Consider the following 13,780-nt stretch of genomic DNA (forward strand, 5'->3'; position numbering starts at 1 on the left):
ACTCGGTTTCGCAATTTTGCCACTCGACACGAAACACCTCTCGCACTTTAGGATTGAACAATACAAGGAGCCGCGACGCGTGCGACTATGCTGATGCATTAGCCGCATTCCAATTAGCAGCAGCGATTAATACTCGCCGATCACATTGCCGTCCGCTTTATTCGCCAACGCTTCTAATGTTGCTTGCGCAATATTCTGAGAAACGAAGTGCGCGGAACCGTCCGCTAAAGCGAAGTGGCATCCGCCGGGATGCGCGCTGGAAAAGGGATAGGATCGAGAAAAATAGGATGAACCAGGACCAGTCTGAACGCCATTGATTCCATTCCGCGTATCGGCGAGATTGACCGACGCCCACAACACGCCCTTGCTTGGGCCAAAGTTTTGATTTTCGCCGATCAGCAGCGTATTACTGGTTCCGTCCTTGATTTTGCCAAACGACGTCTTGCTATGTGCATGCAAAATTCCGCCGGCAAGGGACAAATCGGACTGAAAATTCGTCTCCGTCGCACCCGTACCGCACAGACGCTGAACTGCGTCGGCTACGCCGCTCAGATTGGTCGGCCCAGCATCATCCGTATCTGCGCCATTGGCGCCTTCATAGGCGTTAACGCCGCTATTGGCGACTCGCTGCTCGCCATGAGGATCACTGGGACAGATATAGGCGGAAACCACTTCGCCGATATTGCCTTTCGTGGTGTAGATGCTAGTTGAGCCTGACGCCAGAACTTGCAGGTAATAATCCTTTTTGAAATCCAGATTATTGTAGAGGGCCGTCTCTTCCAACATGGGAAGGATAAACGCCGACCAAGAGAATCCCTTCCGAGTTCCGCCGCCGCATCCGGTAGAGCTCGAATAGATCGCCCCCGGGGGAAAAACCCCATGCGTGTCGTGATACATGTGCAAAGCAAGTGCGGTCTGCTTGAAATTATTCCGGCACTGCATGCGCCTGGCTGCTTCGCGTGCCTGCTGCACGGCGGGCAATAATAACGCGATCAAAACGCCGATGATGGCAATCACCACCAGCAACTCAACCAACGTAAACGCCCAACGATTTCCTCGTCGGCTTCGTACGACTGCGGACATGAAACGCTCTCCCTGGATAACGGCTAGATAAGACCATCTGCATGATGAGGGGAAATATTTACGTCGTCTGCCTCTATTCACTCTTGCGATTTCGCCTCGGTCTCAAACTCCTCCGTTGCCAACCGCAGCCGCTGTCTGAAGCGATCAGAGTCAATCCGAGACTCCGCGATCTTCCATCGAGCTGCCTTGCTACGGATTCCCGAAGCGATGCATCCAAATTATCGAGGCAAAAACTTGATTGCAATAGGTACGCACCAATTTTCCAGAAATTACCGATTGCCGCACTCGACAACTGCACTGATTCCAACGCCAGTCCCGACCAAAACTTGAATAAACACCCCGTTTAACTCGTAACAGACCCAATATCCATGTCGTTTTTCCTCTTTCCAACCGATTGACCAAGATTTTTCAGCTGGTATTATCTTGTACATACCACTCAACAAGCTTGGTGCGAGAATGACCCTCCTCAACCTGAAAGAAATGACCGAGTTAGCCACCGCAGAAGATGCGACTGGCCAACCGAAGTACGAACAACTGCGGGATTACGTCGTTTCGCAGATCGAATCTGGCGCCCTCAAGTCTGGCGCTGCGCTGCCGTCAGAGAACCGCCTAGCCGAGAACTTGCAGATCGCGCGCAGCACGGTTCGCCAGGCGCTGGCCGCACTGGAGCGGGACGGCCTGGTCTTGCGAGTTCACGGGAAAGGAACCTTCGTGCATGACGAAGCGAAGCAGCGGCTGCGCAAATCGCAAGACTTATTCGCACTGATCGTTCCAGAAACCGAAACAGCGTTTTATCCTTCGCTGCAGCGAAGTTTCGAACGGGCCGCCGCCGAAATGCATAACCAGGTCGTTGTCTGCAATTCGAACAACGATGTCGACAAACAGGCCAGCGCCATCTTACAACTGATCGACTTGCGAGTCTCAGGCGTCGCGATCGTCCCTACGACCAATCCGGCGACTCCTGCGTTTCATATTCGCCAACTTCAAAAGAACAATATTCCGGTCGTCTGCTGCTCGCGTCCCGTGCAAGGCGTGCAAACGCCTCTTCTGGCGATTCCGTTTGAAGAGGTCGGCGTGCGAGCGGGCGAGAAGATTCGCGAAATGGGACATAAGCATGTCGCTTTCTTCGGCAGTTCTCACGGAATCGCTACGGACTTGTACGAACGCGGTCTCCGCAAAGCGATCAACGGAGACGCCCGCGTCGACATCTTCGTCGGATCCGGACAGCCAACCAATTACGCCGCGCTCGAAAAAGAATGCTCGCAAGCAATTGATGCGATGTTCGGCAAAGCGGAAATTCCTACGGCGATTTTCTGCGGATTCGACTCGCTGGCTGAGACGCTCTACATGCTGCTCGCCCAGCGAGGAATCCGCGTGCCGCAAGACGTCTCGCTCGTCGGATTCGGTGGAACGCATCGCGGCGGCGGTCTCGCCAATCATTTGTCGTCAGTAACCATCGATGAAATCGGCATGGGCCACCAATCGATCGAGTTGCTCTCGAAAATGCGAAACGGGCAAATGCCGATCGATTCTAGCGAGATTCGCCAGCTCCCGCTCTCCTTCAATGCCGGCAGCACGCTCGCATCAGCGCCGGCCAAGTCGTAGTCACCTATTCGACAGATCTCTCGGATAAAGTCCTTTGCATCGCCAACTTCGACACTTCACCCTCCTGCTGTTCGCACTTTCGTCATTCGACTGCAGCGCTACCGTCGCCGAACCGATAACCGCCGATGAGCAACGCAATGCTGCGATGCGATGCAAAGCAATACTTGTCGACTCCCTCGCAGCTCAAGGAGAGTGGAGCAGCGTTCATGCGGCGGAATACCTGATTCACCTCGACGAAAAATTGCCGGTCCTGGCCGCCTTTCAACCGCAAGCAGACTGCGAAACGCCCCAATATCGCATCGGCGTTTGGCGCGTACTCGCCCAGGCCGAGGCGAAGCCAGACTCCCGAAGGTTATACGTCCAACGGATCCGCGACGTGCTGCTGGACCTCGCAGCCGAAGATCGGCTCCACGCTCTAGAATCGCTGGCCAAACTGAATGCTCCGATCGCATCCGCTGCCGAACTGCGAATCGTCGAGCAGTTTGCTGACTCGCCTGAAGACCCAGGCCGCGCGTTCGCAATTTGGCGATTGGTTCAAAAAACATCGACGCCCAAACTGGTGCAGTCCTTGCTCGGTGAGTTAGAAAGCTCCGATCAAGTTCGGCGGTTGCGTGCGGCGTTCGTGCTCGGCCAAGGGAATGAATTACCGCAGCCGATTCAAGCAAAATTACAAAGTACTTTGGGGAAAGAATCACGTGATTCCATCGTTTTTCCTTTCTTGGCGATCGCTGCCGGCGACGGCCATCTAGTTCGCCTGGCGACCGCCGAAAATCTTGCTCATCGAGCACTTGCGCTCAAGGAATTGACGCGGCGAGGGATCGAGAGTGAGATCGATTTCGCATCGCCCCCAATCGATTCGGCGCCACTTGCGTATCGCCAAGCGGCGGCTTTCGCTCTGCTTGCCAAGCTACGAAAGAGCGACGTACAACAGAACCCATAGTTCCCCACGGCAAGCAATTGCTTCCCACGGCTCCTGCCTATCTGTGAAAAAATGCGGCGATTCTCCGCATCCCGTTCCCTTCACGAAAAAGTCACTCCTATGCGACGCAGTAAGGTTTTAGCAAAGATCCAAAACGACGTTCCAGCTTTTGGAACCGCTTTACATTTGAATTCGCCCGACATTTACGAAATGGCAGGCCTGATGGGATTTGACGCTATCTGGCTTGATCTAGAACATCATGCGACCAGCATGGAATCGGCCGTCAATTTGATTCGCGCTGCCCGTGCTGGAGGCGCGGATGTAGTCGCTCGCCCGGCCAAGGGAGAGTTCATGCGCATGGCGCGCATGCTGGAAGCAGGAGCCAGCGGAATCATGTACCCGCGATGCTGTTCGGCTGCCGAAGCGGCCGAGTTGGTTCAATGGGCCAAGTTCGCTCCGCTCGGCAAACGAGGGTGCGACGCCAGCGGCCCCGATGTCCCCTTCCTGCTGACGCCGCTGAATGACTACCTGGTCAATGCGAATCAAGAAACGTTTCTGATCGTACAGGTCGAAGATCCCGAGGCGCTCGTGCATGTCGATGCCATCGCCGCCGTTCCCGGCGTCGACATGGTGATGCTGGGCCCCGGCGATTTTTCGATCATGTCCGGCATTCCCGGCCAATTTGACCATCCGCTCGTCCTCGAAGCACAGGAAAAAGTCGTCCAAGCGTGCCGCAATGCAGGCAAACCCTGGGCGGCGACCTGCGGTTCGATCGCCCAAGCCAAAGAGTTCGCCGATCGGGGAGCCCGCATGCTGTTCCACGGCTGCGATATCGTGTTCGTCAAACAAGCGCTCGACAAAATCAAAGCCGATCTGGCCGTCGCGTTCGATCTACCCGCACTATCATCCTCAGAGAATGGCTCGGCCAAGCATTACCAGGAGGCGCGATAATGCCGCAACCATCGCATCATTTGCTGATCGTCGGCGTCGGCTCGATCGGACTTCGCCACCTTCGCTGTTTTTTGGCGAGCGAGCGTACTGCGATCTCCTTTGTCGAACCACGCAAAGAAGTGTGCGACAGCATCCTCGCCGACTATCCGACAGCCTGCGGCTACGCGTCGCTGGAAGAAGCCCTGGAGCAGGGCGAATTCGACGGCGCCGTGATCGCGACTCCAGCGCCGATGCACGTTCCCCAGGCGCTGCAACTGCTGGAGCACGGTTTGCATCTCTTGATCGAAAAGCCGTTGAGTCTAGACTTGGCCTCGGCCGCGGCGCTGACCACAGCGGCCGAACGATTGAAATCGGTGATCGGCGTCGCCTACGTTTATCGAGCCAACCCGCTACTGAGTCAGATGCGTGACGCATTACTTTCTGGCGCATATGGAAAGCCGCTCGAGCTGATCGCCTACGGCGGTCAAAATTTTCCCACCTACCGCCCTGCTTATCGCGATACCTACTACCGCGATCACGCCAGCGGCGGCGGCGCCATCCAAGATGCGTTAACGCACGTCTTTAATGCCGCCGAGTGGCTGATCGGCGACATGCAAAAAATTGTCGTTGACGCCGAACACTTGGTCCTGGACGGAGTGGATGTCGAAGATACCGTGCATGCCCTCGCGCGACATGCCAACGGCGTGATGGCCAACTATACGCTCAATCAACATCAAGCCGCCAATGAGATGACTTTTACCATCGTTTGCGAACGCGGCGTACTGCGATGGGAATCGCACCTGCATCGTTGGCGAATTGCATCCGAACCAGACGCTCCCTGGAAAGATATCCAACACGAGCCGCTGCAACGCGATGAACTCTTCCTTCGTCAGGCGAACTCCTTCCTGGACGCAATGGAAGGAAAATCGCCGCCGCTCTGCAGCCTGGCCGATGGGGTCTCGACCCTCCGCGCCAATGTTGCGGCGTTCGACAGCTGGCGCAGCGGCGTTTGGCGATCCACGACACCTTGAAGTCTCAAAACATGTCTAGTTTATTCTCTCTAAAAAACCGGACCGTCTTGCTGACCGGCGCCACCGGTTATCTCGGCTCCGCAATGGCGGTCGGTCTGGCCGAAGCTGGCGCGAGCGTCGTCGTCAGCAGTCGGCGCATCGATCAAGCTGCGGCGATCGCCGCCGAACTGCCGACGATCGGCGACGCCAAACATTGCGCAGTCGAGATGGATCACCAAGAAGTCGATTCGCTGGAAAGCGGCTTTCAAAGCGCACTGACGCAGGCCGGAAAAATTGACGTGCTGGTCGCCAACGGTCACGAAGCGACCGCCGCCGACTGGACTACCGCGACTCCCGAACAATTTACGCGGCAACTGCAAAACGCGACCGGATATTTCCTGCTCGCTCGTCTGCTGCATGACCATGTCGCCGCTCGCGCGGGCCAAGGCGGCGTGATCTTTCTCGGCTCGATGTACGGTGTCGTCGGCTCGTATCCCGACGCCTACGCTGGCGTTGCTCCGGCAAGCCCGGTCGCCTATCACGCCTTAAAGGGAGGCATAATCCAAATGACGCGTCACCTAGCGATCTACTGGGCCAAAGACGGCGTTCGCGTCAATTGCCTATCCCCCGGCCCCTTCCCTTCTGATAAAGCGCCAGCGGCGATGGTCGAAAATCTTTGCTCCCATTCACCGATGGGACGCATGGGGCGCCCTGAAGAACTGATCGGCCCGCTCGTCTTTCTGGCCAGCGACGCCGCTAGTTATGTCACGGGTCAAAACCTGCTTGTCGATGGAGGCTGGACCGCGTGGTAAACCCCTTTGAATCAGCGAAAGCGGAATTGATCTCCACCCCCGCGATGGTGATCGACCTGCCAATCGTCGAAAAAAACCTGCAGAAACTGCACAGCTACGCGGATCAGCATGGCCTGCACGTTCGGCCCCATACGAAAACGCACAAATCGCGGTACTTCGCGCGCATGCAATTGAAACAGGGGAGCAGCGGACTGACGGTCGCCAAGGTGGGCGAAGCCGAAGTAATGGCGCTCGAGTCCAGCGATATCTTGATCGCCTATCCGGCGATTGATCCTGATCGTCGCCGCCGCTTGGCTCAACTCGCTCAACAGCATACGGTGCGTGTTGCAGTTGATTCGGCGTACGGCGTCTCGGCATTGGCCGCAGCGGCGCAAGAAGCGGGATCGACAATCGGCATTCTGGTGGACGTGAATGTCGGCATGAATCGCACAGGCGTCTCGACGCCTGTCGAAGCATTGCAACTTGCCCAACAAATCGCCCAGTCTGAAAACTCATTGCGGCTTGACGGTATCTTCTTCTATCCCGGCCACATTTGGCGACCGGCGGATGAACAGGCCGAACCATTGCGACAAGTCGACGCGATCCTCGCTGAGGTTATCACTTTATGGGAAAGTCACGGACTGTCGGCCAACATCGTCTCTGGCGGATCGACGCCGACTGCTTATCAATCGCATCTGCTTCCCTCGCAAACCGAGATTCGCCCCGGCACGAATATCTTCAACGACATGAATACGGTTCGCGCCGGGTATTGCGAACTGTCTGAGTGCGCCGTCGCAATCATTTGCACGGTAGTCAGCACCGCCGTCCCCGGCAAATGCGTGATCGACGCCGGCACGAAAACGCTAACCAGTGATCGCAACGTGACGCAGCCGGACTCTGGCCATGGGCACGTTCTGGAATATCCCCGCGGCAAAATCGTTCGCCTTAGCGAAGAGCATGGTGAGATCGATTTCGCAGACTGCGATACGCTGCCGAAGATCGGTGAACGTCTCACCGTCATCCCCAATCACATTTGCCCCTGCGTCAATTTGCAAAATCAGGTCTATCTGCAAACGCCGGAAAAGACGATCGCGATGACCGACATTGATACTCGAGGAATGCTTTCATGAATCGTTACGCAGGCCCGCTCCAAGGCGTCTTGCCGGTCTTTCAAACGCCCTACCTGAAGTCGGGCGAGATTGACTATCCAACGTTACAGCGCGAGATCGCGTGGTTGCTGGAGTGCGGCGCCGATGGGGTCGTGATGGCGATGGTCTCTGAAGTCCTGCGATTGACGACAACCGAATATCGCTTGCTCGCGGCCCGAACTTGTGAAATGGTCGCCGGTCGCGGCTCAGTCGTCATTAGCGTCGGCGGCGAGTCGACCAAGATTGCGATCGAGAACGCTCAACATGCCGAAAGCGTCGGCGCCACCGCGGTGATGGCGATTCCGCCCGTTTCGATCGGCGCGCTAGACGAGGAGCTGCTCGCTTACTACGAAGGAATCGTCCACGCGATCTCGCTACCGGTCATCGTACAGGACGCCAGCGGATATGTCGGCAAACCGATGTCGATCACGCTGCAGGCCGACTTGCTGCATCGCTTCGGAGTAGAACGAATCCTCTTCAAGCCGGAGGCGACGCCGATTGGTCCGCGCCTCTCGGCCTTGCGCGACGCGACTGAGGGTAAAGCCCCGATCTTTGAAGGAACCGGGGGCATCGCACTGGTCGACAGCTTTCGCCGGGGCATTGTCGGCACGATGCCGGGCGCTGATCTGATTCGTGGAATCGTCGCGCTATACCGAGCGCTGAAAACAGGCGACGAGCGCCGCATTTATGAACTATCGCTGCCGATCTCGGCCATTGTCGCCGCGCAGCATAGCCTCGACGCATTCTTGGCGATCGAGAAGCACCTTCTGGTCCGACAAGGGATCTTCCAAAACACGATTGTCCGCGGTCCGACCGCTTATCGCTTGGATCCGGAATCAATCGCCGAAATCGATCGCCTGTTCGACTTGCTTAGCGACGCATTGGAGAAATCGTGATCATCGACGTCCATAGCCACGTTTGGTCCTATCCGCAGCACTTCACCGATGATTTTCGCAACCAAGCTTCTCGGGCTCGTAGCGGTGTTGAAGTCGATCTGACGGTCCGATTCGAAGACTATCGCGCGACGGCGCCAGACGACGTTCGCACGATCGTCTTTGGAGGCAAAGCGAAACTGAGCGGCATGTGGGTCGATGATCATTCGGTCGCCGAATATGTCCAGCAGCACCCCGAGCAGCTCATCGGATTTCTCTCGGTTGATCCCACGCAGCCCCACTGGTACGACGAACTGCAACATGGACACCAGACGCTTGGCCTGCGGGGAGTGAAACTCTTGTCGATGTACGCCGGTTTCCGTCCCGACAGCGAACTGCTCGATCCGCTCTGGCAATATACGTCGCAGCATGGGCTGCCGGTGCTGCTGCATACCGGCACCACGTTCATCTCTCAAGCGCCGCTTGATTGCACATTGCCGCGATACCTAGATCGCGTCGCCGCTCGCTATCCACAGCAGCGGATGATCTTGGCGCATCTCGGCCATCCGTACGAAGGCGAATGCGTCGCGGTGATTCGCAAGCACCAACATGTTTACGCCGACGTTTCCGCGCTTCACTATCGTCCCTTTCAGCTCTATCAATCGCTGATGCTGGTGCAAGAATACGGCGTTTGGGACAAAGTGCTGTTCGGCACCGACTATCCTTTCACCACGGTCAACGACTCGATCGCCGGCATTCGCAATTTGAATTCGTTGGTTCAAGGGACGAGCTTGCCGCGACTCGACGAACAAAAAATTGAACAGATGATCTATCGCGACAGCCTGCCGCTGTTGAATCTCTCTTAAAGAATCGCTTTCATGAATATTCGCACGGTCGGCGTCGTCGGACTAGGTCTGATGGGCCGCGGCATCTGCACGTCGCTCTTGGCCAACAACTTTCAGGTCGTCGCGTACGACATCAATCCCGAAAGTTTCGCCGCCGCTAGAGCACATGTTGCGTCGGCGCTAGAGGAACTTGCTCGACACCCTTCTGTCGCCGAAGCGATCCCAGAAAACTGGCCCTCTCATTTTCAGCTGACCGCGGATTTGTCACCTCTGGGCGACTGCGACTTTGTGATTGAAAGCATTCCCGAAGATCCCGTCATCAAACAGGAAACGATCGCGGCGCTCGAACGCTTGCTTCCCAACAGCACGCCGATCGCCAGCAATACGTCGGCGCTGCCGATATCGTTACTGCAGGCACATTGCCAGCTTCCGCAGCGAATTATCGGCATGCACTGGGCCGAGCCTTGCCATTTGACGCGTTTTCTGGAGATTATTCGCGGCGAACATACCGATGACGCGACCGCCGATTCCGCCGCCAATCTGGGACGACAATTGGGCAAAGATCCAACCATCGTCCAGCGCGACGTCCCCGGCTTTATCGTCAATCGACTCGCCTACGCGATGTACCGCGAGGCGTTTTGGTTGCTGGAAAACAATGTCGCGGATGTCGACACGATCGATCGTGCGTTTGTCAACGCGATCTCGGTGTGGGCCAACGTCGCTGGTCCCTTTCGCTGGATGGATCTCAGCGGTTTGCCCGCCTACGCCCAAGCGATGGGACGGCTCTTTCCCGAACTGAGTCAAGCGACGGAAACGCCAGCTTGCTTTCAATCGATGATTGACGACGGCGCTCGCGGCGCCGCTAATGGACGTGGATTTTATTCGTACACCGCGGAAGAGGCCGAAGCATGGCGCGCCAAACTGGTTAAAAATGTCCATGCGACTCGCCAACGATCCCCCTTGCCGCAGCCTACCGTGAAGGACCTCTCGTGAGACCGATCTTCGACGCTCATCTCGATCTTGCCTGGAACGCGCTCCATTGGAATCGTGACCTGACGCAATCGCTGGCCGACATGCGCGGACACGAAGCGCACATGACTGACCACGTCGCGCGTGGACGCGGAACCGTGACGCTTCCTGAAATGAAAAAGGCCGGCATCCACGTCTGCCTAGGAACGGTACTGGTTCGCTCGAAGCCAGAGGTCAATCCCGCCGCCGGCTTTTCGCGAATCGATTTGGATTTTCAAAACCAGACGATCGCCCACGCGATCGGCATGGGCCAATTGGCCTATTACCAAATGCTGAACGAATTAGGGACGATCAAGCTGCTCCGCACCGCCGACGACTTGCAGCAGCATCTTAGCGCCGGAAAAGAGAATTCGGCAGAACCGCTCGGGGTTATCCTGGCGATGGAAGGCGCGGATCCGATTCATACGCCGCAGCAAGCCGAGTTGTGGTGGAATCATGGACTGCGCTGCGTTTCGCTCTCCCACTACGCGCAAGGTCCCTATGCGCCCGGCACCGGCATCCAAGGGCCGGTGACGCCAGCTGGCCGAGAACTGCTCCAAGAATTCGCGCGACTCGGTATGATTGTCGATCTAACGCACTGCGCTGAGCCAGCGTTCTTTGAAGTGCTCGACCTGTTCCCCGGCCCGGTCCTCGCAAGTCACAACATGTGCCGCGAACTGGTCCCCGGTGATCGCCAATTCTCGGACGATCAAATTCGGGCGCTGATCGAGCGCGGCGCCGTGATCGGCATGGCGTTTGACGCATGGATGCTGACGCCTGGCTGGGTACGCGGCGAAAGCTCTCCCAGTTGCGTCTCGCTCTCTGCGGCCGCCGATCATGTCGATCACATCTGCCAACTTGCCGGTAATGTTCGGCATGTCGGCATCGGCAGCGATCTCGACGGAGGTTTCGGAACCGAGCAAACGCCGCACGATTTGAATTCGATCGCCGATCTGCAAACTCTGTCGACAATTTTGGCCGATCGCGGATACAGCGACACCGATCTCAACGCGATATTCCAGGGCAACTTTGTGCGACTATTTCTGGAGAACTTACCCTCAATCTAGCCCATTTATCCGAAAAATACAGCGTTCCAACGGACCCACGCCCCCGAAAAGGAGGCGTGGTTTTTTTTTGACCTAACCATTGATGTCGACAAAATACGCGGTATTCTGACTACATAAAGAACAGGCGAAGAACCTCTCAGTCCCTTCCAAAATGTCCGCCTGATATCCACGGAGATCCCGATGACCTCGCGTATCCTGCCGATTTTTCTCCTCGCTTTCGCCCTCCTCAGCGTTGTTTCGCTGGCCGAAACGCCCGAAACCGTGCTCACGCTCCCCTCGGGCCCTAACAACCCGCGGAACACCGAAGGCGGGTTTGTCACTCTAAAAGACGGAAAAATCCTTTACATCTACTCACGGTTCTCCGGCGTGAGCGGTGGAGACGACGCCCAGGGTTATTTGGCGGCCTGCACTTCGGCCGATGGTGGTCAAACCTGGTCGGAGAATGACGCGGCGATCTTCCCTCGCGAAGGGAAAGAGAACGATATGTCGGCGTCGCTGCTTCGCCTGGCCGATGGCCGCATCGCACTGTTCTACCTGGTGAAGAACTCCATCAAAGATTGCAAGATGCGGATGCGAACCAGCAGTGATGAAGCGGAAACCTGGAGCGAACCGATCGACTGCATGCCGGGCGAAGAAAACTACTTTGTCGTCAACAACGATCGCGTGATTCAAACCAAATCAGGTCGCCTAATCGCGCCGGCCGCGATTCACGTACGTGACGGAAAATGGCAAGGCGCCGCCGACATTGTCTGCTTCCTCTCGGACGATAACGGCAAGACCTGGCGCCGCAGCCAACAAACGGTGATCGGCAAGCGCGACGACGGCAGCCGATTTGTGACGCAAGAACCCGGCGTCATCGAGCTCAAAGATGGTCGCATCTTAATGTGGATTCGCTCTAACTTAGGGCGACAAGCGGTTTGTTATTCCAGCGACGGTGGAGAAACCTTCTCAGATCCCCAGCCGTGGAACTTCAAGAGCCCCGTTTCACCCGCGTCGATCAAACGCATTCCATCGACCGGCGACTTGCTGCTGGTCTGGAACGACAACGTCAAACGCCGCACGCCGCTCAATGTCGCAATCTCTGCGGATGAAGGCGCTACGTGGACTCACGCCAAATCGATCGAAACCGATCCCAACGGCTGGTTCTGCTATACGGCGATTCACTGTGTCGACGACCGCGTGCTCCTTTCGTACTGGCTGACCGAACAATTAAAGCACCCGCTCTTGATCGGCACTAAGATCGTCAGCGTTCCAGTCAAGTGGCTATACGAAGACGAGACGCCCGCTCCAAAATGAACGAAAAGCGGCGTTCCAAGCCCTTTTTATCGACGATAAATCAGATTCTGCCGCAACCTTTTGCGGCCATACCGATCAGGTAAATCCATGGCGACAGCAACCAACGGCAACAACGGCCGCGTTTCGGCGCGGCAGAAATGCTACGACGTTTTACGGCGCATGTTGATCTGTGGGCAAATTCCCCCCGGCTCACGGTTGCCTGAAGTGGAATGGTCGGAACGACTGGAAGTGCACCGCGGCGGCTTGCGAGAAGCGCTCGTACTGCTGGAACATGACGGACTGTTGACGCAGGGAGAAAAAGGGGGCTTCTTTGCTCCGATTCTCGGCGATTTCGAGCTGGAAGAGATCATGCAAGCACGCTGCGTTCTCGAGTCGGGAGCGATCAAGCTGATCACCGCACGACGACTGAAAAAAGACGCGTTTCAGCCGCTGATCGAATTGTGCGAAACGATGCAGCGGTTACATGACGCCGATATCGAACTGGGCTTTTGCGAAGCGGATTTCATGTTCCACCAGTCGCTGGTTTCTCTTACCGGCAACTCACGACTCATTCAAATGTATTCCCACTCGACGCAGTTGATTTTCAACCTATCGCCGGTTGATACGATTGACGTCGTCCGCAGCAATCGCCGTCAAACCCTTGTAGAGCACCGCGAACTTTGCCGACTGCTGATTGCCGGCGAAACCGACACCGCGATTCGATTGCTGGAAGATCACATGTCCCATCCCTCGTCGAGTGACCCCAAATAACACTCGGCGGAATTCCCCTCTCATGCATTTCGCCCCTTTTCACGAATTTCTTTTCCAATGTTTTACGCTCGGGAGAACCGATCTCATGCTGGATGTCAGATCCCCTCGACGACGTCGTGCGGACGGCTTTACGCTGGTCGAACTGTTGGTCGTCATTGCAATTATCGGCGTCTTAATCGCTTTGTTGCTGCCTGCGGTGCAGCAAGCTCGCGAAGCGGCGCGGCGCATGTCCTGCTCCAATAATTTGAAGCAGCTTGGACTAGCACTGCACAACTATCATGACACGCACTTGGTCTTTCCCTATGGACGCAGCGCTGCTGCCGAGGGTTCAGGGCTCGGCGGCACGAGCCCGCAAACCTACCGTAGCCAGACCGGCTTAACCGCTTTGCTCCCCTTTATTGAAAAGCAAGCGCTCTACAACACAATCGACTTTAGCGCAGGCTTGGGCGATGCGGT

At 56.6% G+C, this 13,780-nt stretch carries 14 protein-coding genes; 13 read left to right on the forward strand and 1 reads right to left on the reverse strand.

The window, feature by feature from the left end; translation table 11 throughout:
• Positions 1-126 precede the first annotated feature (126 nt).
• The gene (locus DSM3645_RS08405) at positions 127-1,083 is read right to left on the reverse strand and encodes a DUF1559 domain-containing protein (protein ID WP_002651691.1); all 957 of its coding nucleotides are present in this window, start codon (positions 1,081-1,083) and stop codon (positions 127-129) included.
• 456 nt (positions 1,084-1,539) lie between these two features.
• Here DSM3645_RS08405 and DSM3645_RS08410 point away from each other — a divergent pair, with 456 nt between their 5' ends.
• From DSM3645_RS08410 to DSM3645_RS08470, 13 genes are all read left to right on the forward strand, one after another.
• Positions 1,540-2,688, forward strand: a complete 1,149-nt coding sequence (locus DSM3645_RS08410; RefSeq protein WP_002651692.1) for a GntR family transcriptional regulator — start codon at positions 1,540-1,542, stop codon at positions 2,686-2,688.
• A gap of 34 nt (positions 2,689-2,722) precedes the next feature.
• Complete coding sequence (locus DSM3645_RS08415; RefSeq protein ID WP_002651693.1) at positions 2,723-3,628, forward strand: hypothetical protein; 906 nt, start codon at positions 2,723-2,725, stop codon at positions 3,626-3,628.
• A gap of 99 nt (positions 3,629-3,727) precedes the next feature.
• On the forward strand, positions 3,728-4,558 hold the full coding sequence (locus tag DSM3645_RS08420; protein WP_002651694.1) for an HpcH/HpaI aldolase family protein: 831 nt from the start codon (positions 3,728-3,730) through the stop codon (positions 4,556-4,558).
• Positions 4,558-5,568 carry a Gfo/Idh/MocA family protein gene (locus tag DSM3645_RS08425; RefSeq protein ID WP_002651695.1) on the forward strand — a complete coding sequence of 337 codons (1,011 nt, stop codon included), beginning with the start codon at positions 4,558-4,560 and terminating at the stop codon, positions 5,566-5,568. The genes DSM3645_RS08420 and DSM3645_RS08425 overlap by 1 nt, the downstream gene beginning before the upstream one ends.
• 11 nt (positions 5,569-5,579) lie before the next feature.
• Positions 5,580-6,359 carry an SDR family oxidoreductase gene (locus tag DSM3645_RS08430; protein WP_040351706.1) on the forward strand — a complete coding sequence of 260 codons (780 nt, stop codon included), beginning with the start codon at positions 5,580-5,582 and terminating at the stop codon, positions 6,357-6,359.
• Complete coding sequence (locus DSM3645_RS08435; RefSeq protein ID WP_002651697.1) at positions 6,353-7,468, forward strand: D-TA family PLP-dependent enzyme; 1,116 nt, start codon at positions 6,353-6,355, stop codon at positions 7,466-7,468. Before DSM3645_RS08430 ends, DSM3645_RS08435 begins: the two co-directional genes overlap by 7 nt.
• The gene (locus DSM3645_RS08440) at positions 7,465-8,382 is read left to right on the forward strand and encodes a dihydrodipicolinate synthase family protein (protein ID WP_002651698.1); all 918 of its coding nucleotides are present in this window, start codon (positions 7,465-7,467) and stop codon (positions 8,380-8,382) included. The genes DSM3645_RS08435 and DSM3645_RS08440 overlap by 4 nt, the downstream gene beginning before the upstream one ends.
• Entirely contained in the window at positions 8,379-9,224 is an 846-nt protein-coding gene (locus DSM3645_RS08445) for an amidohydrolase family protein (protein ID WP_002651699.1), read from the forward strand. Before DSM3645_RS08440 ends, DSM3645_RS08445 begins: the two co-directional genes overlap by 4 nt.
• A 12-nt stretch (positions 9,225-9,236) precedes the next feature.
• Positions 9,237-10,196: a 3-hydroxyacyl-CoA dehydrogenase family protein gene (locus DSM3645_RS08450; RefSeq protein ID WP_002651700.1), complete on the forward strand. Its 960-nt coding sequence runs from the start codon at positions 9,237-9,239 to the stop codon at positions 10,194-10,196.
• A complete protein-coding gene (locus DSM3645_RS08455; protein ID WP_002651701.1) occupies positions 10,193-11,278 on the forward strand; it encodes a dipeptidase in 1,086 nt (361 codons plus the stop codon). The genes DSM3645_RS08450 and DSM3645_RS08455 overlap by 4 nt, the downstream gene beginning before the upstream one ends.
• 180 nt (positions 11,279-11,458) lie before the next feature.
• On the forward strand, positions 11,459-12,574 hold the full coding sequence (locus tag DSM3645_RS08460; protein ID WP_002651702.1) for a sialidase family protein: 1,116 nt from the start codon (positions 11,459-11,461) through the stop codon (positions 12,572-12,574).
• 87 nt (positions 12,575-12,661) lie between these two features.
• Positions 12,662-13,324 carry a GntR family transcriptional regulator gene (locus tag DSM3645_RS08465; protein WP_002651703.1) on the forward strand — a complete coding sequence of 221 codons (663 nt, stop codon included), beginning with the start codon at positions 12,662-12,664 and terminating at the stop codon, positions 13,322-13,324.
• 85 nt (positions 13,325-13,409) lie between these two features.
• On the forward strand, positions 13,410-13,780 hold a 371-nt coding region (locus DSM3645_RS08470; RefSeq protein ID WP_002651704.1), incomplete at its 3' end, for a DUF1559 family PulG-like putative transporter.

Origin of the sequence: Blastopirellula marina DSM 3645 (assembly GCF_000153105.1) — a bacterium.
GTDB lineage: Bacteria > Planctomycetota > Planctomycetia > Pirellulales > Pirellulaceae > Blastopirellula > Blastopirellula marina.

What these genes read in the sequence shown, in the direction of transcription:
- DSM3645_RS08410 (WP_002651692.1), top strand. Translation starts at nt 1,540, where the DNA reads ATGACCCTCCTCAACCTGAAAGAAATGACCGAGTTAGCCACCGCAGAA.
- DSM3645_RS08405 (WP_002651691.1), bottom strand. Translation starts at nt 1,083, where the DNA reads ATGTCCGCAGTCGTACGAAGCCGACGAGGAAATCGTTGGGCGTTTACG.
- DSM3645_RS08440 (WP_002651698.1), top strand. Translation starts at nt 7,465, where the DNA reads ATGAATCGTTACGCAGGCCCGCTCCAAGGCGTCTTGCCGGTCTTTCAA.
- DSM3645_RS08465 (WP_002651703.1), top strand. Translation starts at nt 12,662, where the DNA reads ATGGCGACAGCAACCAACGGCAACAACGGCCGCGTTTCGGCGCGGCAG.
- DSM3645_RS08430 (WP_040351706.1), top strand. Translation starts at nt 5,580, where the DNA reads ATGTCTAGTTTATTCTCTCTAAAAAACCGGACCGTCTTGCTGACCGGC.
- DSM3645_RS08450 (WP_002651700.1), top strand. Translation starts at nt 9,237, where the DNA reads ATGAATATTCGCACGGTCGGCGTCGTCGGACTAGGTCTGATGGGCCGC.
- DSM3645_RS08460 (WP_002651702.1), top strand. Translation starts at nt 11,459, where the DNA reads ATGACCTCGCGTATCCTGCCGATTTTTCTCCTCGCTTTCGCCCTCCTC.
- DSM3645_RS08425 (WP_002651695.1), top strand. Translation starts at nt 4,558, where the DNA reads ATGCCGCAACCATCGCATCATTTGCTGATCGTCGGCGTCGGCTCGATC.
- DSM3645_RS08420 (WP_002651694.1), top strand. Translation starts at nt 3,728, where the DNA reads ATGCGACGCAGTAAGGTTTTAGCAAAGATCCAAAACGACGTTCCAGCT.